Origin of the sequence: Bacteroides stercoris ATCC 43183, assembly GCF_025147325.1 — a bacterium.
Lineage (GTDB): Bacteria > Bacteroidota > Bacteroidia > Bacteroidales > Bacteroidaceae > Bacteroides > Bacteroides stercoris.
Map to the genome: position 1 here is coordinate 1,347,335 of NZ_CP102262.1, position 24,535 is coordinate 1,371,869.

17 protein-coding genes and 2 tRNA genes are annotated in these 24,535 nt (G+C 45.3%); 18 read left to right on the forward strand and 1 reads right to left on the reverse strand.

All coding sequences use genetic code 11. The features are described from left to right. Positions 1 to 24 precede the first annotated feature (24 nt). The 8 genes from guaB (at position 25) to NQ565_RS05605 (ending at position 10,625) form a co-directional block, all read left to right on the forward strand. Entirely contained in the window at positions 25 to 1,500 is a 1,476-nt protein-coding gene (guaB, locus tag NQ565_RS05570) for an IMP dehydrogenase (protein WP_005658372.1), read from the forward strand. A 120-nt stretch (positions 1,501 to 1,620) separates the two neighbouring features. Continuing rightward, positions 1,621 to 3,177, forward strand: a complete 1,557-nt coding sequence (locus tag NQ565_RS05575) for a peptidylprolyl isomerase (protein ID WP_005658369.1) — start codon at positions 1,621 to 1,623, stop codon at positions 3,175 to 3,177. 57 nt (positions 3,178 to 3,234) lie between these two features. After that, a complete protein-coding gene (locus NQ565_RS05580; RefSeq protein ID WP_040316348.1) occupies positions 3,235 to 4,077 on the forward strand; it encodes a peptidylprolyl isomerase in 843 nt (280 codons plus the stop codon). Positions 4,078 to 4,092: 15 nt separating this feature from the next. After that, positions 4,093 to 5,460, forward strand: coding sequence for a peptidylprolyl isomerase (locus NQ565_RS05585; protein ID WP_005658365.1), 1,368 nt, complete (start codon positions 4,093 to 4,095; stop codon positions 5,458 to 5,460). After that, entirely contained in the window at positions 5,445 to 7,070 is a 1,626-nt protein-coding gene (locus NQ565_RS05590) for an OstA-like protein (protein ID WP_005658363.1), read from the forward strand. Before NQ565_RS05585 ends, NQ565_RS05590 begins: the two co-directional genes overlap by 16 nt. Before the next feature lie 4 nt (positions 7,071 to 7,074). After that, positions 7,075 to 7,365: a hypothetical protein gene (locus NQ565_RS05595; protein ID WP_005658361.1), complete on the forward strand. Its 291-nt coding sequence runs from the start codon at positions 7,075 to 7,077 to the stop codon at positions 7,363 to 7,365. 45 nt (positions 7,366 to 7,410) lie between these two features. After that, complete coding sequence (gene mutL / locus NQ565_RS05600; RefSeq protein WP_005658359.1) at positions 7,411 to 9,303, forward strand: DNA mismatch repair endonuclease MutL; 1,893 nt, start codon at positions 7,411 to 7,413, stop codon at positions 9,301 to 9,303. Positions 9,304 to 9,434: 131 nt separating this feature from the next. Beyond that, complete coding sequence (locus tag NQ565_RS05605; RefSeq protein WP_005658356.1) at positions 9,435 to 10,625, forward strand: OmpA family protein; 1,191 nt, start codon at positions 9,435 to 9,437, stop codon at positions 10,623 to 10,625. A gap of 76 nt (positions 10,626 to 10,701) precedes the next feature. Here the strand turns inward: NQ565_RS05605 and trpS are convergent, their stop codons facing one another. Next, positions 10,702 to 11,796: a tryptophan--tRNA ligase gene (gene trpS / locus NQ565_RS05610; protein WP_005658353.1), complete on the reverse strand. Its 1,095-nt coding sequence runs from the start codon at positions 11,794 to 11,796 to the stop codon at positions 10,702 to 10,704. 563 nt (positions 11,797 to 12,359) lie between these two features. Between trpS and NQ565_RS05615 the strand changes: the two genes are divergently transcribed. The 10 genes from NQ565_RS05615 (at position 12,360) to asnS (ending at position 24,441) form a co-directional block, all read left to right on the forward strand. After that, on the forward strand, positions 12,360 to 13,523 hold the full coding sequence (locus NQ565_RS05615; protein WP_016660807.1) for an IS4 family transposase: 1,164 nt from the start codon (positions 12,360 to 12,362) through the stop codon (positions 13,521 to 13,523). Between the two features lie 53 nt (positions 13,524 to 13,576). Further along, entirely contained in the window at positions 13,577 to 14,716 is a 1,140-nt protein-coding gene (locus tag NQ565_RS05620; RefSeq protein ID WP_005658350.1) for a fimbrial protein, read from the forward strand. A gap of 355 nt (positions 14,717 to 15,071) precedes the next feature. Beyond that, positions 15,072 to 18,299 carry a carbamoyl-phosphate synthase (glutamine-hydrolyzing) large subunit gene (gene carB / locus NQ565_RS05625; RefSeq protein ID WP_005658348.1) on the forward strand — a complete coding sequence of 1,076 codons (3,228 nt, stop codon included), beginning with the start codon at positions 15,072 to 15,074 and terminating at the stop codon, positions 18,297 to 18,299. A gap of 75 nt (positions 18,300 to 18,374) precedes the next feature. Beyond that, the gene (locus tag NQ565_RS05630) at positions 18,375 to 19,007 is read left to right on the forward strand and encodes an HAD family hydrolase (protein WP_005658345.1); all 633 of its coding nucleotides are present in this window, start codon (positions 18,375 to 18,377) and stop codon (positions 19,005 to 19,007) included. Between the two features lie 29 nt (positions 19,008 to 19,036). Next, the gene (locus NQ565_RS05635) at positions 19,037 to 19,597 is read left to right on the forward strand and encodes a sugar O-acetyltransferase (RefSeq protein WP_016661675.1); all 561 of its coding nucleotides are present in this window, start codon (positions 19,037 to 19,039) and stop codon (positions 19,595 to 19,597) included. Positions 19,598 to 19,727: 130 nt separating this feature from the next. Further along, positions 19,728 to 19,802: transfer RNA gene (locus tag NQ565_RS05640), tRNA-Val, on the forward strand. 34 nt (positions 19,803 to 19,836) lie between these two features. Next, positions 19,837 to 19,911, forward strand: a tRNA-Val gene (locus tag NQ565_RS05645). Between the two features lie 151 nt (positions 19,912 to 20,062). Further along, positions 20,063 to 21,409 carry an adenylosuccinate lyase gene (purB, locus tag NQ565_RS05650; RefSeq protein ID WP_005658339.1) on the forward strand — a complete coding sequence of 449 codons (1,347 nt, stop codon included), beginning with the start codon at positions 20,063 to 20,065 and terminating at the stop codon, positions 21,407 to 21,409. A gap of 131 nt (positions 21,410 to 21,540) precedes the next feature. Beyond that, entirely contained in the window at positions 21,541 to 23,007 is a 1,467-nt protein-coding gene (locus tag NQ565_RS05655) for a pseudouridine synthase (protein ID WP_016661618.1), read from the forward strand. Positions 23,008 to 23,037: 30 nt separating this feature from the next. Then, positions 23,038 to 24,441: an asparagine--tRNA ligase gene (asnS, locus tag NQ565_RS05660; protein WP_005658334.1), complete on the forward strand. Its 1,404-nt coding sequence runs from the start codon at positions 23,038 to 23,040 to the stop codon at positions 24,439 to 24,441. Positions 24,442 to 24,535: the final 94 nt, after the last annotated feature.

Here is a 24,535-nt window from a genome sequence, read left to right on the forward strand (position 1 = left end):
AATAAATTTTAAACGCATAGCCCTATGTCATTTATTGCTGATAAGATTGTAATGGACGGATTGACTTACGATGACGTTCTGTTAATCCCTGCTTACTCTGAGGTACTTCCTAAAACAGTCGAACTCTCGACTAAGTTTTCACGTAACATTGAGTTGAAAATTCCGTTTGTAACAGCCGCTATGGACACTGTTACCGAAGCGAAAATGGCTATTGCCATTGCCCGTGAAGGCGGTATTGGCGTGATTCATAAGAATATGTCTATTGAGGAGCAAGCCCGTCAGGTTGCTATTGTAAAACGTGCCGAAAACGGTATGATTTACGATCCGGTAACAATCAAGAGAGGTTCTTCGGTAGCTGATGCATTGGGCTTGATGTCCGAGTATAAGATTGGCGGTATTCCGGTAGTGGACGATGAAGGACATTTAGTGGGAATCGTAACCAACCGTGACCTCCGTTTCGAGAAAGACCATAACAAGCGTATCGATGAGGTGATGACGAAAGACAACATCGTTACCACCAACCAGACAACCGATTTGGAAGCTGCTGCTCAAATCTTGCAGGAGCACAAAATCGAGAAGTTGCCGGTGGTCGATAAAGACAATAAACTGGTAGGTTTGATTACCTATAAAGACATCACCAAGGCTAAAGACAAACCTATGGCTTGCAAGGATAGCAAAGGCCGTCTTCGTGTGGCTGCCGGTGTGGGTGTGACAGCCGATACATTGGAGCGTATGCAGGCATTGGTCGATGCCGGAGCAGATGCTATTGTAATTGATACGGCGCACGGGCATTCCATGTATGTAATAGAAAAATTGAAAGAAGCTAAGAAGCGTTTTCCGAATATTGATATAGTAGTAGGCAACATCGCTACCGGAGAGGCTGCCAAGGCATTGGTTGAGGCCGGTGCGGACGGAGTAAAGGTTGGTATCGGTCCGGGCTCCATTTGTACCACTCGTGTCGTTGCAGGTGTAGGTGTTCCTCAGTTGTCTGCCGTGTACGATGTGGCAAAGGCACTGAAAGGCACAGGTATTCCTTTGATTGCCGATGGCGGTTTGCGTTATTCCGGTGATGTCGTGAAGGCTTTGGCTGCCGGCGGTTACTCTGTTATGATTGGTTCATTGGTTGCCGGAACAGAAGAATCTCCGGGTGAAACGATTATTTTCAACGGACGTAAATTCAAGTCTTATCGCGGCATGGGTTCTTTGGAAGCCATGGAGCATGGTTCTAAAGACCGTTACTTCCAGAGCGGAACGAGCGATGTGAAGAAGCTCGTGCCGGAAGGCATTGCAGCCCGTGTTCCTTATAAGGGAACTTTGTATGAAGTGATTTATCAGCTGACCGGCGGTTTGCGTGCAGGTATGGGATATTGCGGCGCTGCCAATATAGAGAAGCTGCATGATGCCAAATTCACCCGCATCACCAATGCCGGTGTGTTGGAAAGCCATCCGCATGATGTTGCGATAACCAGCGAGGCTCCGAATTATAGCCGTCCCGAATAAGGATATTCATCCATAAAGATATATGCCCGGAGAGTAAATTATACTTTTCGGGCATTATTTGTTTATGATATTGTATCTTTGTGAACTTGCTTGTTTATTGGTTTTGCCTATTTTAGACAGATGGTTATGATAAGGACTTGTTTGGTGATGATTTTTTCCGGAGTGAGCTGGTTTGCTTTTTCCCAGCAGGACCCGGTGCTGATGCGTGTCAATGGAAAGGATGTGCTGCGTTCTGAGTTTGAGTATTATTATAACAAGGATGCGGCATCGTTTGCTTCCGGGTATGTTGCACCGGAAAAGTATGCGGAGCGGTTTGCAGACTTCAAACTGAAAGTATCTGCTGCCGAGACAGCCGGTTTGGATACGGCTCTTTCGTTTCGTGAGAAGGTTGAAAATTACCGCAACCGGTTGATAAAATCGTATCTGACAGATACGGCTGTCATTGAAAATGAAGCCCGCCGGTTGTATGATAAAATGAAAGCCGGTCATCATGCGGGACGCGTCCGTGTGAGTCATATTTTTAAGTATCTTCCTCAAAATGTATCCGGTCATGCATTGCGTAAAGCAGTTGCCGGCATGGACTCCATTTACGAATATCTCCGGAGGAATCAGACACCCGAGGCTTTTGATGCCTGCGTAAAACGTTTTTCTGATGAGAAACAGCCATTTTGGGTGAGTTGGCTGCAAATGCCGGTAGAGTTTGAGAATGTAGCTTTTGAGTTATCGGCAGGCGAAGTGTCCCAACCTTTTTTTACGCCGCAAGGCATTCATATTGTGAAAGTTATTGAGCGAATGGAAATGCCGTCTTTTGACGATGTGAAGAATGGAATGGAGGTTTGTCGGGCTTATCGCCACGGGACTGATTGGGGAGTTGAAGCACAGGTGGAGAAGCTGAAGAAAGAATATGGGTATGCTCCCGACAAAACGGGTATGGACGAACTGATACGTACAGGACAAACAAAACGTACGCTGTTTACATTGGCAGGAAAGAGCTATACGGGAAATGACTTTATCTGTTTTGCAGTAGCATATCCGGCTGGTATACGCAGGCAGCTGGATGCTTTTGTAATGAAAACTGTACTTGATTATGAAAATGTATGTTTGGAACGGAAATATCCGGAATTACGTTATCAGGTGGAGGAGTATAGGAACCGCTTGTTGCTGGATAAAATCACCGGACAGGAAATCCAGAAACGAATCGAGTCAGATGAGGCCGGTCTGCAAACTTATTTTGAAAAACATCGTTCCGACTATCAGTGGAGGGAACAGCGGTATAAAGGTATTGTTCTGCACGGAGTAAGCAAACGTATTGTCAAACAAGCCCGTAAATTTTTGAAGAGTCTGCCGGAAGAAGAATGGAAAGATGCGATTCGGTTGACTTTCAATGCCGGTGCACAGCCTCAGATACAGGCGGAGCAGGGAACATTCGCTTCCGGTGACAATGTATATGTCGATGATTTGGTGTTTAAGGGCAAGGACGCAGCGCCTATGGTGTCATTCCCTTTTACTGCCGTGCTGGGTAAGAAGGTGAAAGCGCCGGATGACTATCGGGAAGTAAAAGACAGGGTGGTTACTGATTATCGGAATTGTCTGGAGAAGCAGTGGATAACCCGTTTGCGCACCTCGGCTAAGGTTGAAATTAACCAAGAGGTTTTAAAAACCGTTAATAATCACTGATGCAACCGATTAAAGCCGTATCTTCGTACCTTAAAATGTAGTAAATATCAGCTGGTAATGCGAACAACCTGTTTGGGACTTTTAATCCTTCTTTTCTGTAGCTCGTGCAAGGAACAGCACGATCATGGAGGGCGAACACCGTTAGTGGAATTGGATGGTAACTTCCTTTACCATGAAGACCTGCAGGCGGTGCTTCCCGCAGGATTGTCGAAAGATGACAGCCTGTTGTTTGCGGAGCATTACATCCGTAACTGGGCAGAAGATGTGCTGTTGTATGAGAAGGCGCAGAGTAATATTCCCAACAGCGGAGAGATTGACAAACTGGTGGAGAATTACCGGAAGGCGTTGATTATGCATGCATACCAGCAGGCGCTGATAAACCAAACTCTTTCTGAAGAAATTTCGGAAACGGAACTGGCTGATTATTATGAGAAGCATCAAGAGCTTTTTAAGGTAGAGAGTCCTTTGATAAAGGGATTGTTTATCAAAGTTCCCCTCACAGCCCCTCAACTGGGCAGTGTTCGCCGTTGGTACAGGACCGAAAACCGCGAGGCCGTAGAGCATCTGGAAAAATACAGTCTGCAGAATGCCGTGAAGTACGAGTATTTTTATGACAAGTGGGTTCCGATAACCGAAGTGATGGACTTGATGCCGCTGAAAGTGCCCGATGCCGGAGAATATCTGAATAAGAACCGCTACGTGGAACTGAAAGATACGGCTTTTCATTATTTTCTGAATGTGAGCGATTATCGTGCTGTGGGAGAACAGGAACCGTATGAGTTTGCCCGTAGTCAGGTGAAGGATATGATGCTGAACATGAAGCAGGTGAATTTTATGAAGCAGGTGAAAGAAGATTTGTATCAGCGTGCGGAGAAAAAAGATAAAATTAAGTATTATTAGTATAAGATACCAAGAATGAAGATGTGTATGAACTTTAAGTTTGTAGTTTTATTTGCCTTGACGCTGTTAGCCGGTTCTACCGTTTATGGACAAGACAATGTGATTGACGAGGTCGTGTGGGTAGTGGGCGACGAGGCTATATTAAAGTCCGAAGTGGAAGAAGCTCGTATGAGCGCTTTGTACGAAGGACGTAAGTTCGACCGGGACCCCTATTGTGTGATACCGGAAGAGATAGCCGTACAAAAGCTGTTCTTGCATCAGGCGGCACTTGACAGTATTGAAGTTTCCGAATCCGAAGTCATCCAGCGTGTGGATTATATGACAAATATGTATATCAGCAATATCGGTTCACGTGAAAAGATGGAAGAATACTTCAATAAAACTTCCAGTCAGATTCGTGAAACATTGCGGGAAAATGCCCGTGAAGGGTTGAAAGTACAGAAGATGCAGCAGAAACTGGTTGGTGAAATCAAAGTTACGCCGGCCGAGGTGCGTCGTTATTTCAAAGATCTGCCGCAAGATAGTATTCCCTATATACCGACGCAGGTGGAGGTGCAGATAATTACCCAGCAGCCGAAAGTACCTTTGGAAGAAATAGAAAACGTAAAGAAACGCTTGCGCGATTTTACCGACCGTATAACAAAGGGTGAGACCAGTTTCTCTACGTTGGCTCGTATGTATTCGGAAGACCGTGGTTCTGCCATTCGCGGTGGCGAAATCGAGTTTTCCGGACGTGGTATGCTGGATCCGGCATATGCCAATGTTGCTTTCAACTTGCAAGACCCCAATAAGGTCTCTAAAATAGTGGAGTCCGAATATGGTTTTCATATCATTCAGTTGATAGAGAAGCGTGGAGACCGTATTAAAACCCGTCATATATTGCTGAAACCGCATATTCCGGAAGAATCTTTGACAGCAGGTATGGCTCGTCTGGACTCTATAGCCGATGATATTCGTAACGGGAAGTTCTCTTTTGAGGAAGCGGCATCGGTGCTTTCACAAGACAAGGATACACGCAATAATCACGGTTTGCTGCCCAACCCCAATACCAATACCTCCAAATTCGAGATGCAGGAGCTGCCGCCTGAAATTGCAAAAGTGGTAGACAAGATGAAAGTTGGCGAGATTTCTGAGGCATTTACCATGATTCCGCAGAAAACCGGAAAAGAAGAATGTGTTATCGTGAAGTTGAAGAGCCGTACCAATGGACATAAGGCTACCGTTGCCGATGACTACCAGAACCTGAAAGAGATTGTTCTGGAGAAACGTCGGGATGAGATGCTGGACAAGTGGATTCGTGAAAAGCAGAAACACACTTACGTTCGCATCAACGAAAATTGGAGAAACTGTACATTCAAGTATCCGGGATGGATAAAAGACTGATATTTGGTTTGGTATGTTTGTTCGGCGTTTGTTTGTTGAGCGCGCAGGACAGGAAAAGTGAGCCTGACAAGAAAAAGAAACGTGTGGATTTGCTTTATGCCGATGAGGCGCAGGCGGATCAGCAGTTGCGCCCTGATGTGCAGGTGCTGATTGGCTCGGTCAGGATGAAGCACGATAGTATGTACATGTTTTGTGACAGTGCTCTGATTTACGAGAAAATTAACTCTGTGGAAGCATTCGGTAATGTTCGTATGGAGCAGGGAGACACTTTGTTCATATACGGTGATTACTTGTATTATGACGGTATGTCCCAGCTTGCCATGCTGCGTGAGAATGTCCGTATGATTAACCGCAATACGGAACTTACTACGGATAGCTTGAACTATGACCGTCTGTATAATTTAGGATATTACTTTGACGGCGGTACGCTGACCGATGAAGAAAATGTCCTGACTTCCGAATGGGGAGAATACAGCCCGGCAACCAAACTGGCAGTGTTCAACCATGAAGTGAAATTGGTAAATCCGAAGTTTGTCCTGACTTCCGATACGTTAAAGTACAGTACGGAGTCCAAAATCGCTACGATTTTGGGGCCTTCTGACATAGTCAGTGATAAGAACCATATCTATTCGGAGCGTGGAGAATACAATACCGTATCCGAGCAAGCAGAGCTGTTGGACCGTTCCATTTTGACTAATGAAGGCAAGAAACTTACCGGAGACAGTCTTTTCTATGACCGCAAGCTGGGTTATGGTGAAGCTTTCGATAACGTACAGATGAATGATACGGTGAACAAGAATATGCTTACCGGCAATTACTGTTTTTATAATGAGCTAACCGGTAATGCCATTGCTACCCAACGTGCCGTTGCTATAGACTATTCTCAGGGTGACAGTCTTTTTATGCATGGTGATACACTGCGTTTGGTAACGTACCACATGAATACAGACTCTGCCTATCGTGAAATGCGTGTTTATCACAAGGTGCGTGCTTACCGCACAGATGTGCAGGCAGTGTGCGATTCTTTGGTTTATAATTCCAAGGATTCCTGTTTGACGATGTATACCGACCCTGTTTTGTGGCACGGTGCGCAGCAGTTGCTCGGTGAGGAGGTAAAGGTCTACATGAACGACAGCACCATCGACTGGGCGCACATCATTAATCAGGCGCTGGCTGTGGAACAGAAAGATTCTATCCATTATAACCAAGTGACAGGCAAGGAGATGAAAGCTTTTTTCCAGGACGGAGATATGCGCCGGGTAGATGTGAACGGTAATGTCCTGATTGTGTTCTATCCGGAAGAGAAAGACAGTACAATGATTGGCATGAACTATGCCGAAGGCAGTTTCCTGCGTATTTATCTCAAAGACCGTAAAATGGAAGAAGCTGCATTGATAGGCAAGTCCAACGGCATATTGTATCCTATGGACCAAATACCGGCCGACAAGATGAAACTTCCTTCATTTGTGTGGTTTGATTATATTCGTCCCTTGAACAAGGATGACATCTTTGAGTGGCGGGGTAAAAAAGCGGGTGAAACATTGCAGAAAAGTGACCGGAAACCTTTAACTTCGCCAAGAGATATGCATATAAAACGAACTAAAAAATAATGCTATGGGAATGTTTGCAATGCGTAAGCCGCGGGGATTTCATCATTCATACATTTATGTAGATGAACGGAAAGAGAAACTGGCCAAAATGGAGGAAGATGCCAAACGCGAGTTAGGCATGTTGCCGGAAAAGGAATTTTCGCCCGAAGATATCCGGGGGAAGTTCATTGAAGGCACTACCCATCTGAAACGTCGTAAGGAAAGCGGACGCAGACCGGTGCATCTGGGGGTGATACTGGTGGTTGTGGCATTGCTGATATATTTGTGGTATGCCATTACCAACGGTATTATCTAATTTTTTCTGTACCCTTTATTTCATACTTTATACTTTATACTTATCATGAGCGATATCATTCATTTGCTGCCCGATTCGGTTGCGAACCAGATTGCTGCCGGAGAGGTGATTCAGCGTCCGGCGTCTGTCATCAAGGAATTGGTAGAAAACGCGATTGATGCAGAAGCCACCGAAATACATGTTTTGGTAACGGATGCCGGAAAGACCTGCATCCAGGTTATTGACGATGGAAAAGGAATGTCCGAAACGGATGCGCGTCTGTCCTTTGAGCGTCATGCCACTTCCAAGATACGTGAGGCCTCTGATTTGTTTGCGTTACGTACAATGGGTTTTCGCGGTGAAGCGCTGGCGTCTGTTGCGGCGGTGGCGGAGGTAGAGTTGAAAACCCGCCCGGCCGGTGAAGAACTTGGTACGCGTCTGGTTATTGCCGGTTCTAAAGTAGAGAGTCAGGAGGCTGTTTCTTGTCCTAAGGGAAGTAACTTTTCAGTGAAGAACCTATTCTTCAATATTCCTGCCCGCCGTAAGTTTCTGAAAGCAAATTCAACGGAATTAAGCAATATTCTAGCCGAGTTTGAGCGCATAGCCTTGGTGCATCCGGATGTTGCTTTCTATCTGTATAGTAATGATGCGGAGTTGTTCAATTTACCTGTCATGCCGTTGCGCCAGCGCATCCTCGCCATATTCGGTAAGAAGTTGAACCAGCAGTTGCTTTCGGTGGATGTAGACACGACGATGATAAAAGTTTCCGGTTTTGTGGCAAAGCCGGAGGCATCCCGTAAGAAAGGTGCGCACCAGTATTTTTTTGTGAACGGCCGCTATATGCGCCATCCATATTTTCATAAGGCAGTTATGGATGCCTATGAGCAACTGATTCCTGCCGGCGAACAGATATCCTATTTCATCTATTTCGAGGTAGACCCTGCGAATATAGATGTAAACATTCATCCTACAAAGACGGAAATCAAGTTTGAGAACGAGCAGGCTATTTGGCAGATACTTTCAGCGGCTGTGAAGGAATCGCTTGGAAAATTCAATGCTGTACCGTCCATAGACTTTGATACAGAGGGCATGCCTGACATTCCGGCATTTGAGCAGAGTCGTCCCATCGAACCGCCTAAGGTGCATTATAATGCGGACTTCAATCCTTTCAAGACTTCCTCTGCCTCTTCTTATAGCAGCGGAGGAAGTTATCCGCGCCAAAGTGTAGAGTGGGAGGGACTGTATTCCGGTTTGGAGAAAGCAAGTAGAATGAATGAGCCTGTCGAGGAAGAACCGCTTGCTTTCGAGGAGGCGGTTTCCGCTGTAACGGAAGCCGTTGAGCCCGCTTCCCAATCTTCTTCTTTGTACTCCGGTGATTCTTCTTCCATGGAGAAGGGGGCACAGCATTTGCAATTCAAAGGACGTTTTATCCTTACTTCCGTAAAATCCGGCCTGATGTTGATAGATCAGCACCGTGCGCATGTCCGTGTGCTGTTCGACCGGTACATGACTCAAATTCGCCAAAGGCAGGGAGTATCTCAGGGGGTGTTATTTCCGGAATTGATTCAATTGCCAGTTTCCGAAGCTGCGGTGTTGGAAAGTCTGTCGGACGATTTGGCGGCAGTCGGTTTCGACTTCAGTCCTTTAGGTGGCGGCAGTTACGCTATCAATGGTATTCCTTCCGGCATCGAGGGGTTGAATCCGGTAGAACTGGTGCGCAATATGGTACATACCGCCATGGAGAAAGGCAGTGACGTCAAGGAAGAAGTCCGGACAATCCTTGCGCTGACACTGGCGCGTGCAGCAGCTATCGTTTACGGACAGGTGCTGAGCAATGATGAGATGTCCAATTTGGTAGACAGCCTTTTTGCCTGTTCCACGCCCAACTATACGCCTGATGGCCGTACGGTGCTTTCCACTATCAGGGAAGAGGATATTGAAAAGTTGTTCCAGAAATGATGATTTGTACATTATTTATCCATAACAATTAAAAAAAATCTTTTTTTCAGAACCTTTTAGTCTTGTCGGCGTTAATTAATCAGTTTGAATGATAAAGAATTTAATTAACCAACTTAACTATTTTAAGGTATATGAAAAAGATTCTAATGTTGCTGGCTTTGGCCGGCGTATCTGCTGCCACTATGGCACAACAAAAACCTGTTGTTGTAGAGCAGGTTGACATTATTCAGGTACAGGATAAGTACCAGGTAATCACAAATCCATTCTGGAGCAACTGGTTTTTCTCTATCGGTGGCGGTGCATCGGTAATGTATGGAGATAACGACCAGCAGTTGGGTGATTTCGGAAAGCGCATTAGTCCCACGATGAATATTTCTGTGGGTAAATGGTTTACTCCGGGACTCGGATTACGTTTGCAGTATAGCGGCCTTCAGGCAAAAGGCTTTACCATGGACCCCTTTGCTGATTATGTAAAGGGTACTCAGCGTGCGAATGGCTCGTACAAGCAACGCTTTGATTACATGAATTTCCACGGTGATGTAATGTTCAACCTGAATGCCTTGTTTGGCGGATACAACGAAGACCGTGTATATGAAATCATTCCTTATTTGGGTGCCGGTCTCACTCATAACTATACGAAGCCTCACCGTCAGGCACTTGCTCTGAATGCCGGTATCATTAACCGCTTTCGCATTTCAAATGCAATAGACATTAATCTGGAACTTAGTGCAATGGGAGCCGAAGATAAATTTGACGGAACAGTTGCCGGTAAGGGATATGATGGTGTGTTCAGTGCAACGCTTGGTTTGACTTACCACTTCCCGAAACGTGGTTTCAACCGTCCGACCCCACAATTGATTTCTGCTCTTGAACTGTCTGCCATGCAACAGCAGATAGCTGAAATGGCTGCTGCCAATCAACAGTTGGAGTCGGCCCTGACCGCTGCACAGAACAAACCGATGGAAGTTGCTGAAACTGAAGTTGTCGTTACCGATCCGAATATCGCACCACGTACCGTATTCTTCAAGATTGGTTCTGCCGAAGTATCTCCGCGTGAGGTGATGAACATTTCTTATCTGGCCAAACAGATGCAAGAGTTCCCGAACACTACCTATACCGTAAACGGCTATGCCGACTCTGCAACAGGTACTCCTGAATTCAACAAAGAGCTGAGCTTGAAACGTGCACAGGCTGTAGTGGATGTTTTGGTAAAGGATTACGGTATCCCTGCCAACCGCTTGAAAATTTCTGCCGATGGTGGTGTCGACAAGTTCGGACAACCGATTCTGAACCGTGTGGTATTAGTGAAATCTGCTAACTAACAGATAAATAGAAAAGAACAAGGGCTGTATCCGGTGGCGGATACAGCCCTTTCTTTTATGCCTTGCCGCGCGGAGATTATTCCGCGCTGAATTTCTTTACCTGCTCTGCGATAAGTTCCGCATCATCGAAATAGTTAATCTTCATGGCACGACGTACGTCGTCCAATGTCGCTGCGGCTGTTTCGCGTGCCGCTTCACAGCCTTTCTTCAGCATATCGTAGATAGCCGGAATATCTTTTTCGAATTCCTTGCGGCGGTTACGAATCGGCTCCAACGTTTCCTGCATGATATTGTTGAGGAAGCCTTTCACTTTCATATCGCCTAAACCACCACGTTGATAGTGGGCTTTCAGTTCTTCCAGAGAAGGATAGTCGGGCAGGTAACGTTCGAAGTGTTCGGGGTGGCAGAAAGCGTCCAAATAAGTAAATACGGTATTTCCCTCAATCTTGCCCGGGTCTTGTACGCGCAGATGATCGGGGTCGGTGTACATGCTCTTCACTTTCTTCTGAATCTCGTCGGCTGTATCGGAAAGGTAGATACAGTTTCCCAAAGACTTACTCATCTTGGCTTTTCCGTCTGTACCCGGCAGACGCAGACAGGCTGCATTGTCAGGCAGAAGGATTTCCGGTTCTACCAATGTGTCGCCGTAGATAAAGTTGAAGCGGCGTACGATTTCACGGGCTTGTTCAATCATCGGTTCCTGATCTTCGCCAACGGGAACGGTGGTGGCGCGAAACGCCGTGATGTCCGCAGCCTGGCTGATAGGGTAGGTGAAGAACCCCACCGGAATACTTGTTTCAAAGTTGCGCATCTGGATTTCCGTCTTTACCGTCGGGTTACGTTGCAGGCGCGATACGGTGACAAGGTCCATATAATAGAATGTCAGTTCGCACAATTCCGGAATCTGTGACTGGATAAAGATGGTACTCTTCGTAGGATCCAATCCGCAAGCCAGATAGTCGAGAGCTACTTCGATAACGTTCTGACGTACCTTTTCCGGGTTTTCCATGTTATCTGTCAATGCTTGTGCATCGGCTATGAACACGAACGTCTTGTCATACAGTCCGGAGTTCTGCAACTCCACTCTGCGTCTTAATGAGCCTACATAATGTCCGATATGCAGGCGTCCCGTGGGGCGGTCGCCCGTAAGGATGATTTTTTCTTTTGCCATATCTGTATCTTTTGTTTATTTCACTGAAAGTTTATAAGTTATCTGCAAAGATACCGATATTTTCTTCTCTGTCAAAGTGGATTCGGACTTTATCCTCTTTTCCTTAACAAGCGAAGAGATTCTTCGTCATTTTATTCTCTGTATTCTATGAGATAGAGGAGAAAATGTAAAAAACAGCACTAAATTTTGGCATGTGGTTAATTTGGATAACAGATTGGTTAGTTTGGATAACAGATTGATTAATTTGGATAACTAGATACTCAAATATAGATATTAATTTTGTAGCATCAAAAAAACATGGGTAAAGTATATATAGCGAAAATGAATAGAAAAGTCCGGTTTGTTTTGAGTTGATTTCCAATTTTCATCTGTGTTACGTAGACAGGTGAAAAATCAGAAGATCAGCAATGGAAAATTAATTTATTAAATATGTAATTACACTACTGTCCCGTAAAAGTGGATAAATAGTTCTTTGAAATTATTGAAATATAGTCAATTACACGGTTTTTTGAAATGAAACGGACTTGATTTTGCAACTTTGCAGTCTAATACAAATGGCTGCTATGTTCCAAGACAAATACGTATTCTCTCAATTAACCGCTTTTCTGAACAGGACTCAGTTCAACAACTATGTTCGCAAGTATGATGGCAACAGATATGTGAAACATTTCACTTGCTGGAATCAGATGCTCGCGATGATGTTTGGACAACTGAGTAACCGTGAGAGCCTGCGAGACTTAGTCGTTGCTTTCGAGGCGCATAGGGCCAAGCAATATCATCTTGGTTTAGGTCGTGAACCGATAGCCAAGACAACTCTTGCGACAGCGAACCAGAACCGTGATTACAGAATCTTCGAAGACTTTGCATTCTATATGATGAAGGAAGCCTGCGAGAAGCGGACGACCAACATCCTTGACATTTCCGGAAAGAAATATGCGTTTGATTCAACAACGATTCCGTTGTGTCTTGCAACATTCCCATGGGCAAAGTTCCGAAGCAAGAAAGGAGGGGTGAAAGCTCATGTCTTATACGACATTGAAGCACAAGTTCCTGCCTTCTATACTGTAACTACTGCATCAAAGCATGATTCCACAGCAATGTCTTCAATCCATTATGAACCAAATGCTTATTATATATTCGACAGGGCTTATGACTCCTTTAAAGAACTCTATAGGATACATCTTACAGACTCTTTCTTTGTTGTCAGAGCCAAGACGAACTTAAAGTATAAGACAGTCAGATGGAAGCGAAGAATGCCAAAGAACATAATGACAGATGCGGAAGTGAAACTGACCGGATATCTCTCCGAGAAAAAATATCCTGAGTCATTCAGACTCGTCCGATATTACGACGAAGAGGATGACCGTGAGTTCACTTTTTTGACGAATGCAAAACAACTTTCTGCACTGGATGTCGCCGATCTTTATAAGAAAAGATGGTTAATCGAGCTGTTCTTCAAATGGCTCAAGCAGCATCTCAAGATAAAGAAATTCTGGGGCACAACAGAGAACGCTGTTCGCATACAAATCAGTGTGGCTATTATCACGTACTGTCTTGTGGCTATTGTCCAACATGATATGAAGTTGAAACGTTCAACCTATGAAGTTTTACAAATTCTCAGCATATCATTGACTGACAAAACCCACTTGCGTGACCTGTTCGACAAGACTAATTTCAATGATGTCAAAGATCTAAATGATCCCCTGATTCCGGGGCTTTTTGATTAATTGTTTAACTCGTCCCATTTTAACGGGACACTAATGATGTAATTAAGAAAATTATGAAACAAAAGAATGCAATTTATTTAGTGGTGGCTTTTGCGACTTTAGCCATATTCTCATGCTCCAAAGAAGAAATCATCGATTTGGATAACAATGCTCCGGGACAAAAAGCCGTTATTTCGATTAAAGTAGTAGGTGCGGGCAACAATTTGGCACAATCCAGAGCTGCGGGCGCTGCTGCCACTACCGATGCTGTAATTAACGATTATGTCGCATTTACTTTCCGTGAGGGTGGTGCTTTGGATAGTACCCCTTTTTATGTGCGTTTTGATCCTAATCAGCCCGGCGACGTCGAGGAGCCAAGACTTGGTTTTGGAACAACTGCTGCCAAAAAAGTGTATATAATAGCCAATGTCGGTCCTCTTGCCGACAGTCCCTTTGCCAATGTAAAAACAGAAGCAGAACTTCTGGCAGTTACCGGTGATTTAATGGAAAATAGCAATGTGACAACTCAGACGGAAGATAATCTTTGGATGTCCGGAGTGAATGATGTCTCTTTTTCTACTTCTCCGGACGGTTATATATATGGTGGCACTATTGTTTCGCTAAACTTTGTTGCGGCAAAGATAGAACTGGTTGTTCAAGACGAACGTGAGAACCGTACCGGTGGCGATATTGAGATTACAGATAAAAGTGTTGCATTGCTGTTTGCCGGTAAAAGTGGGAAATTCTTTGGTACCGATACGGAAAAAGCGGTTCAGACCGAGTTCTATTCAGGTGATGTTTCTTATAGTTCTTTTTCTGCCGGTTCCGCCACAGAATCTACTGTTTTGAAAGATGCGGTACTCACTCCTTTCACACTGAATCAAGGCCGTACGGTTTTCAATCATTTTTATACATTTGCCAATAACGGTACGAGTAAACCGACCATCCTTTCCATTCAGTCGGAAATAAGAACGATAGGCAGTAATGTTCCGACTCCTGTTTATTATCCGATTCAATTTACAAAAGCAGATGCCGGATACACTATCGAGGCAGGGAAACATTACACAGTAGAGATTTATTTGGGCGGTAATGTAGCGGGAGGTGGCGGTGCCGGTTCGCTCGATCCGGAAAAGCCGATAGTTCATAGTAATATGACCTATGTGATTACATCTGCCAAATGGTTTCCCGTAACCGTAAGTAAATCTTTTCATTAATTTCATTGTATAACACTCTTTATATTTCCAGTGTACCGGTTGCGATACTCACCGGTGTGACCGGTTGCAAAAGTAACTGCTATTTTCAGGTAATAAATTTATTTTTCTGATTAATTTGCTCAAATCGTAAATAAGTCGTTACTTTGCAGAAATTTTAGAGATAACTATGCAATCGCAGGAAAAGAGAAGTACATATAACCTACGTTCGAATGAATTTCATTCGCTGGCTGTCGGTTTCTCTTTTTCCGAAAACGATATTTTTAGTTCTTTGGTAATGCGTTAATCCTTATTCGGGGTAACGCATTTTTTTTGTGCCGGAATGTGAAGAATGAACTTAAATAGACAATAAGAGAATATGGAAAAGAATTTGAAGAAAGTGCTTGTCTTGGGCTCGGGTGCGCTCAAGATCGGTCAGGCCGGAGAGTTTGATTATTCCGGTTCGCAAGCTTTGAAGGCTTTGCGCGAAGAAGGTGTGGGTTCGGTATTGGTAAACCCGAATATTGCTACAATTCAGACATCAGAAGGTATTGCCGATAAAGTTTATTTCTTGCCGGTAACTCCTTATTTCGTAGAAGAAATCATCAAAAAAGAACAGCCGGACGGCATTCTGCTGGCTTTCGGCGGACAGACTGCGCTGAACTGCGGTACGGAACTTTACCTGAACGGTACTTTGCAGAAATACGGCGTGCGTGTGTTGGGTACTTCGGTAGAGGCTATCATGTACACGGAAGACCGCGACCTCTTTGTGAAGAAGCTGGATGAGATTCCTATGAAAACTCCGAAGAGCCACGCTGTGGAAAGCATGGAAGATGCCTTGAAAGCTGCCCGCGAAATCGGATATCCGGTAATGGTACGCTCGGCTTATGCTTTGGGTGGTTTGGGCAGCGGTATCTGTCCGGACGAGGAAGCGTTTGTCAAACTGGCTGAAAGTTCTTTCACGTTCTCCAAGCAAATCCTGGTGGAAGAATCCCTGAAAGGTTGGAAAGAAATCGAATTCGAGGTAATCCGCGACGCCAACGACCACTGCTTCACCGTAGCAAGTATGGAAAACTTCGACCCTCTGGGCATCCATACCGGTGAGTCTATCGTGGTTGCTCCTACCTGCTCGCTTACCGACGAACAGGTGAAGATGTTGCAGGAACTTTCTACCAAGTGTATCCGTCACCTCGGCATCGTGGGTGAATGTAACATTCAGTATGCATTCAACGCCGAAACCAACGACTATCGCGTAATCGAGGTGAACGCCCGCTTGTCTCGTTCTTCTGCATTGGCATCCAAAGCTACCGGTTATCCGCTTGCTTTTGTTGCCGCCAAGATTGCATTGGGTTATACGCTCGACCAAATCGGTGAAATGGGAACTCCTAATTCTGCTTACGAAGCTCCGCAATTGGACTACCTGATTTGTAAGATTCCCCGTTGGGATTTGACGAAGTTTGCAGGTGTGTCTCGCGAAATCGGTTCAAGCATGAAGTCTGTAGGTGAAATCATGTCTATCGGCCGTTCTTTCGAGGAAATTATCCAGAAAGGTTTGCGTATGATAGGTCAGGGCATGCACGGCTTTGTGGGTAATGATAGTGTGGAATTCGAAGATTTGGATCACGAATTGGCTCACCCCACCGATCTGCGTGTGTTCGCTATCGCCCAGGCTCTGGAAAAAGGCTATACAATCGACCGTATCTTTGAGCTGACGAAGATTGACCCTTGGTTCCTCGGCAAACTGAAGAACATTGTAGACTATAAGAATAAACTCTCACAATATAATAAGGTGGAGGATATTCCTGCCGATGTGCTGCGTGAAGCGAAAGTGCTTGGTTTCTCCGACTTCCAGATTGCACGTTTCGTACTGAATCCGGAAGGTAATATGGAAAAGGAAAACCTTATGGTACGCGCCCGTCGTAAGGAGCTGGGTATTCTTCCGGCTGTGAAACGTATCAATACCGTCGCTTCCGAGCATCCGGAACTGACGAACTACCTTTATATGACGTATGCCGTACAAGGGTATGATGTGAACTATTATAAGAATGAAAAATCGGTAGTTGTATTGGGTTCGGGAGCTTACCGCATCGGTTCTTCCGTTGAGTTCGACTGGTGTTCGGTGAACGCTATCCAGACTGCACGCAAGTTGGGGTACAAATCCATCATGATTAACTATAACCCCGAAACTGTATCTACCGACTACGATATGTGCGACCGTCTGTACTTCGACGAACTTTCTTTTGAACGTGTGCTCGATGTTATAGACCTCGAACAGCCGCGCGGCGTAATCGTATCCGTAGGCGGTCAGATTCCTAACAATCTGGCAATGAAACTCTATCGTCAGTCTGTTCCTGTATTGGGCACTTCGCCTGTTTCTATCGACCGTGCAGAGAACCGTAACAAATTCTCTGCCATGCTCGACCAGCTCGGCATCGACCAGCCGGCTTGGCAGGAACTTACCAGTCTGGAAGATGTGAAGGGCTTCGTTGAGAAAGTAGGCTATCCGGTATTGGTGCGTCCGTCGTATGTGCTTTCCGGTGCTGCAATGAATGTATGCTACGATGAAGAAGAATTGGAGAACTTCCTGAAAATGGCTGCCGAGGTTTCCAAGGAATATCCGGTAGTGGTTTCCCAGTTCCTGCAGAATACGAAAGAGATTGAGTTCGATGCCGTGGCACAGAACGGCGAGGTGGTGGAATATGCCATTTCCGAGCATGTTGAGTTTGCCGGTGTGCACTCCGGTGACGCTACGCTGGTATTCCCGGCACAGAAAATTTACTTCGCTACGGCACGACGTATCAAGAAAATCAGTCGTCAGATTGCAAAGGAACTCAATATCTCCGGTCCCTTCAACATCCAGTTCCTGGCACGTAACAATGAGGTGAAAGTTATCGAATGTAACCTGCGTGCTTCACGTAGTTTCCCGTTTGTATCCAAAGTGCTGAAACGTAACTTTATCGAGACGGCCACGAAGATTATGCTGGATGCTCCTTACTCTCGTCCGGACAAGTCGGCGTTTGACATCGACTGGATTGGCGTGAAGGCTTCCCAGTTCTCATTCTCCCGCCTGCATAACGCAGACCCGGTATTGGGCGTGGATATGTCTTCTACGGGGGAGGTAGGCTGTATCGGCGACGACTTCTCCGAAGCATTGCTGAATTCCATGATTGCTACCGGTTTCAAGATTCCGCGTCCAGAAAAAGGTGTGATGTTCTCTTCCGGTGCAATGAAATCGAAAGTGGACTTGCTGGATGCCAGCCGCATGCTTTTTGCGAAGGGATATAAGATTTACGCTACGGCAGGTACCGCTGCATTCCTCAATGCGCACGGTGTAAGCACCGAAGCTGTGTTCTGGCCGGATGAACGTGCCGATGCGGAGAATAATGTAATGACAATGATTGCCGAACATAAGTTCGACTTGATTGTAAATATTCCGAAGAACCACTCTAAACGCGAGCTGACCAATGGTTACAAGATTCGCCGCGGTGCTATCGATCATAATATTCCGTTGATTACGAATGCCCGTCTGGCAGGTGCTTTCATTGAAGCTTTCTGTGAGATGAAGATGGAAGATATCCAAATCAAGAGCTGGCAGGAATATAAATAAGCCGGTTGATATATTATTGTAATAAAGCGGACATCCGGCAACGGGTGTCCGTTTTCCTTAAATAAGCATTGGTATATGATAAAGAATATATTATTTGATATGGGCGGTGTGATATTCCGCCAGAATTCGGAAGAGGCTTTCCGCCGTTTTCGTGAAGCAGGAGTGAATACGGATGAGTATATGGGAGAATACGGCCAAAAGGGATTTTTCCTGGATGTAGAGACGGGAAAGATTGATGCCGGTGAGTTTTGCCGGAGAATGGCTGAGGCTGCCGGGCGCGAATCTGTCGGTTGGGATGAGGCGCAATATTGCTGGCTGGGCTTTATACGTGATGTGCCTCTGAACCGGCTTCACAATTTATTGAAGTTAAAAGAGGAATATCACATTTGCCTGCTTAGCAATACTAATCCGTTTATTATGGCTTTTACCCGCAGTGATAAGTTCAGTGACGAACATAAACCGATAAGCGATTATTTTGATACGCTGTTTTGCAGCTATGAAATGCAGGCTTACAAGCCTGAACCGGATATTTTCCTGAAAGCATTGGCTGCTGACGGTATGAAAGCTGAAGAAACGATATTTGTAGATGATAGTTTAAAGAATATCAAGGCGGCGGAAGCGCTTGGCATACGCGGATTGCATGTGGCTCCCGATGAAGACTGGATGGAGAAACTGACGGCATTGCTGCATATATGTAATGGCTTGTAGTATATTGTACAATAAAAATGGATAAGAATATGGATGAGGTAGATAAAATGCGGAGTTCACAATTGGCGAATACGGCTTCCCCGGAAATTCAAGAGCGTTTTAAACGTGCGAAAAAACTGTTGCTGAAGCTGAACGCTATGAGCGGTTATGAGGAAGAATGCCGGAGCGTATTGGAAGAATTGATACCCGGTATTCCAGCTTCTGCCACTATTTGCCCGCCTTTTTGTTGCGATCATGGTGATGGTATCCGCCTTGGGGAACATGTCTTTATCAACTCCAATTGTACTTTTCTGGACGGTGGCTATATCACTGTTGGGGCATATACGCTGATAGGGCCTTGTGTGCAGATTTATACCCCTCAACACCCGTTTGATTATCTGGAGAGGCGTGTAGAGCAGGAGTATGCCTATCCGGTGACGATAGGTGAAGATTGCTGGATTGGCGGTGGCGCTGTTATTTGTCCCGGGGTAACTATTGGCGACCGTTGCATTATAGGTGCGGGAAGTGTAGTGACCAAAGATATTCCGTCCGATTGTGTGGCTGTTGGGAATCCGGCAAAGGTAATCCGCAAAAATGATATAAAAAAGTGATGCGGCTAATTGCTTGAAATTCAATAGTAGTTAATATTGTGTGAAAAAAAACTTGAAAAATAAATGGCGAAAGTTTTGGTAATTTCAAAATAAGCTGTACCTTTGCATCGCTTTTGAAACGGAAGTGTACGGGCGTTTAGCTCAGCTGGTTCAGAGCATCTGCCTTACAAGCAGAGGGTCGGCGGTTCGAATCCGTCAACGCCCACACAAAAAAAAACAAGCACTTTCGTTTATCAAAAGGGCGTTTAGCTCAGCTGGTTCAGAGCATCTGCCTTACAAGCAGAGGGTCGGCGGTTCGAATCCGTCAACGCCCACACATTGTTGCGGATTTTAGCTTTGTATATAGTATGCAAAGCTATTTTTTTATTCTGAAACTTCATTTTTTTAATTTATTTCCCCATTATACCTGATTACTCGGAAAAAAGCCGTAATTTTGCAATCCGATAATTATCATAAATACGACGTATGGAACTTGATTTACTTACCGCAATCTCCCCGATTGACGGTCGCTACAGGGGCAAGACAGATGCTTTGGCTGCCTATTTCTCAGAATTCGCACTGATAAAATACCGTGTACAGGTTGAAGTGGAATATTTTATAACCTTATGTGAACTGCCTTTGCCTCAGTTGAAAGGGGTGAATAAGGATGTATTCGAAACTTTGAGAAATATTTACCGTAATTTTTCAGAAGCCGATGCCGGACGTATCAAGGATATTGAAAGCGTGACTAACCATGATGTGAAGGCTGTTGAATATTTTTTGAAAGAAGAATTTGATAAGTTAGGCGGAATGGACGACTATAAAGAGTTTATCCACTTCGGGCTGACTTCACAAGATATTAACAATACTTCTATTCCTTTGTCTGTAAAAGAGGCATTGGAACAGGTATATTATCCGCAGATAGAGGAATTGATAGCGCAACTCCGTGCTTATGCTGAAGAGTGGGCGAATATTCCGATGCTCGCCAAAACGCACGGACAGCCGGCTTCTCCTACTCGTCTGGGAAAAGAGATAATGGTGTTTGTATATCGTTTGGAACGCCAACTGGTTGCATTGAAGGCTTGTCCGGTTACTGCTAAGTTTGGCGGTGCTACGGGAAATTACAATGCACATCATGTGGCTTATCCGGAATATGACTGGAAAGCTTTCGGTACTAAGTTCGTTGCAGAGAAACTGGGGTTGGAGCGCGAAGAATATACGACTCAGATTTCCAATTATGATAATCTATCTGCTATCTTCGATGCGATGAAGCGAATTAATACGGTGATGATTGATATGAACCGTGACTTCTGGCAGTATATCTCCATGGAATATTTCAAGCAGAAGATCAAGGCTGGTGAGGTTGGTTCGAGTGCAATGCCGCATAAGGTGAATCCGATTGATTTTGAAAATGCCGAAGGTAATCTGGGCATAGCAAACGCTATCCTTGAACATCTGGCTGTGAAGTTGCCGGTGTCACGTTTGCAGCGCGACCTGACGGATTCTACCGTATTGCGTAATGTGGGCGTTCCGTTCGGACATATCATAATAGCCATTCAGAGTTCATTGAAAGGATTGCGCAAGCTGCTGTTGAATGAAACGGCTATCTATCGCGATTTGGATAACTGCTGGAGTGTTGTGGCCGAGGCCATTCAAACAATCCTGCGCCGTGAGGCATATCCGCATCCTTACGAAGCGCTGAAAGCATTGACACGTACCAATCAGGCTATCACAGAGAATTCTATCAAGGAATTCATAGAAGAATTGAATGTAAGCGAAGATATAAAGAAAGAATTACGTGCAATTACTCCCCATACATATACGGGGCTTTAAGAAGCGACAAGGGAAACCGGAGATTTCAACTTTTTTAATCCGGAATTTGTTATAAGCTAAAATAAAGGTAATTAGAGATAAAGAAAGAATGGCCGTGAGGCCAGTAGGTTTAATTTTATTCGAATAAAACAATGAGTACAGAAAATGAAACTTGGCGTGATGCTTCTTCTTCAGAGGAGAATTCAGGCGCCGGCCGTGATGGTAACCAATTTAACAGAGAGGGAAGCTATAGTCGCCCGTCTTATAACCGTGAAAATGGTGACCGCCCTTATCGTCCGAGATTTAATAGTGAAAATGGCGACCGTCCGCAACGTTCGTACAGCAGTGACCGTCCTTACCGTCAGCGCTTTAATCCGAATGCGGAAAATGGCGACCGTCCTCAGCGTTCCTATAACAACGACCGTTCTTACCGTCCTCGCTATAATGGTGAAAGTGGCGACCGTCCTCAACGCTCTTACGGTAACAATGCCGGCGGTGACCGTCCTTACCGTCCCCGTTATAACAGTGAAGGTGGCGACCGTTCTCAGCGCTCTTACGGCAACAATACCGGCGGTGATCGTCCTTACCGTCCTCGTTATAACAGTGAAGGTGGCGACCGTCCTCAGCGTCCTTACGGTAATAATGCTGGCGGTGATCGTCCTTACCGTCCCCGTTATAACAGTGAAGGTGGCGACCGTCCTCAGCGTCCTTATGGTAACAATGCTGGTGGTGACCGCCCTTTCCGTCCGCGCTATAACTCGAACGGTGACCGTCCTCAACGCCCTTATGGCAACAGAGACAGCTACAGTCGCCCGATTCGCCGTACGGGAGATTACGATCCCAATGCCAAGTACAGTAAGAAGAAACAGATAGAGTATAAAGAACAGTTTGTCGATCCGAACGAACCGATTCGTTTGAATAAGTTTCTGGCTAATGCCGGTGTATGCTCGCGTCGTGAAGCGGATGAGTTTATTACGGCAGGCGTAGTGTCTGTAAACGGAGAAGTGGTTACGGAATTGGGTACTAAGATTAAGCGTGGCGATGAAGTGAAGTTTCACGACCAGACGGTCAGCATCGAACGTAAGATATATGTCCTGTTGAACAAGCCGAAAGATACGGTGACAACTTCCGATGACCCGCAGGCGCGTCGTACTGTAATGGACTTGGTGAAAGGTGCTTGTGACGAACGTATCTATCCGGTAGGTCGTCTGGACCGTAATACTACGGGAGTATTGTTGCTGACGAACGATGGCGACCTGGCTTCCAAGCTGACCCATCCCAAGTATCTGAAAAAGAAAATATATCATGTGCATTTGGATAAGAATCTGACTAAAGCCGATATGGAGCAGATTGCAGCCGGTATTCAGTTGGACGATGGTGAAATCCAGGCAGATGCTATCAGCTATACGGATGATTTCAAAAAAGATGAAGTGGGCATAGAAATCCACTCCGGTAAGAACCGTATCGTGCGTCGTATTTTCGAATCGCTGGGATACAAGGTCGTGAAGCTGGATCGTGTATTCTTTGCCGGTTTAACCAAGAAAGGCTTGCGTCGCGGCGAGTGGCGTTACCTCACGGAACAAGAGGTGAACTTCCTGCGCATGGGCTCTTTCGAATAATATATATAATCAAGTTATAATAACTGTTTTATGGAAAAGATTAGTAGAACAAAGATTGTTGACCTGCTGAAGCGCGAGGATTTTGGCGCTATGGTCAACGTGAAAGGTTGGGTTCGTACCCGCAGAGGTAGTAAGCAAGTTAATTTTATCGCGCTGAACGACGGTTCTACAATAAATAATGTGCAGATTGTGGTGGATTTGGCAAACTTCGATGAGCAGATGCTGAAAGAAATTACCACAGGAGCTTGTTTGAGCGTGAACGGTGTGCTGACGGAATCGGTAGGCTCCGGTCAGACAGCTGAAATCCAGGCACGTGAAATTGAAGTGTTGGGTACTTGTGATAATACGTATCCTTTGCAGAAAAAAGGGCACTCTATGGAGTTCCTTCGCGAGATAGCCCATCTGCGTCCTCGTACGAATACATTCGGTGCTGTGTTCCGTATCCGTCACAATATGGCTATTGCTATTCATGAATTCTTCCATAAGAAAGGGTTCTTCTATTTTCATACGCCTATCATTACGGCTTCCGACTGCGAAGGAGCCGGACAGATGTTTCAGGTTACTACGATGAACCTTTATGATTTGAAGAAAGACGAAAACGGTTCTATTATCTACGATGACGATTTTTTCGGAAAGCAGGCGAGTCTGACGGTTTCCGGTCAGTTGGAAGGTGAACTTGCCGCTACGGCGTTGGGCGCTATCTATACGTTCGGGCCTACGTTCCGTGCGGAAAACTCCAATACCCCCCGTCACTTGGCTGAGTTCTGGATGGTGGAGCCGGAAGTTGCGTTCAATGACATTACCGATAACATGGACTTGGCGGAAGAATTCATCAAGTTCTGCGTACAGTGGGCTTTGGATAACTGCGCCGATGATGTGAAGTTCTTGAATGATATGTTTGACAAGGGTTTGATAGAGCGCTTGCAAGGTGTACTGAAAGAAAACTTCGTTCGTCTGCCTTATACGGAAGGTATTAAGATTCTGGAAGAAGCCGTAGCACAGGGGCATAAGTTTGAATTCCCTGTATACTGGGGGGTCGACCTGGCTTCCGAGCACGAACGTTATTTGGTGGAAGACCACTTCAAGCGTCCGGTTATCCTGACGGATTATCCGAAAGAAATCAAGGCGTTCTATATGAAGCAGAACGACGATGGTAAAACGGTACGTGCTATGGATGTGCTCTTCCCGAAGATTGGCGAGATAATCGGCGGCTCCGAGCGTGAGTCCGATTATGCTAAACTGATGAACCGCATTGAAGAACTTCATATTCCGATGAAAGATATGTGGTGGTATCTTGATACCCGCAAGTTCGGTACGTGCCCGCACTCAGGCTTCGGATTGGGCTTTGAACGTCTGTTGCTGTTTGTAACCGGTATGACTAATATTCGTGACGTGATACCGTTCCCGCGTACTCCGCGCAATGCGGAGTTCTAACCGCCGAAGAACGAAATAAAATATCCTTGACGGATAAGCCCGCATAAACTTTGGTTTATGCGGGCTTTTTTATCGGATAAACTGTTATTTTCTC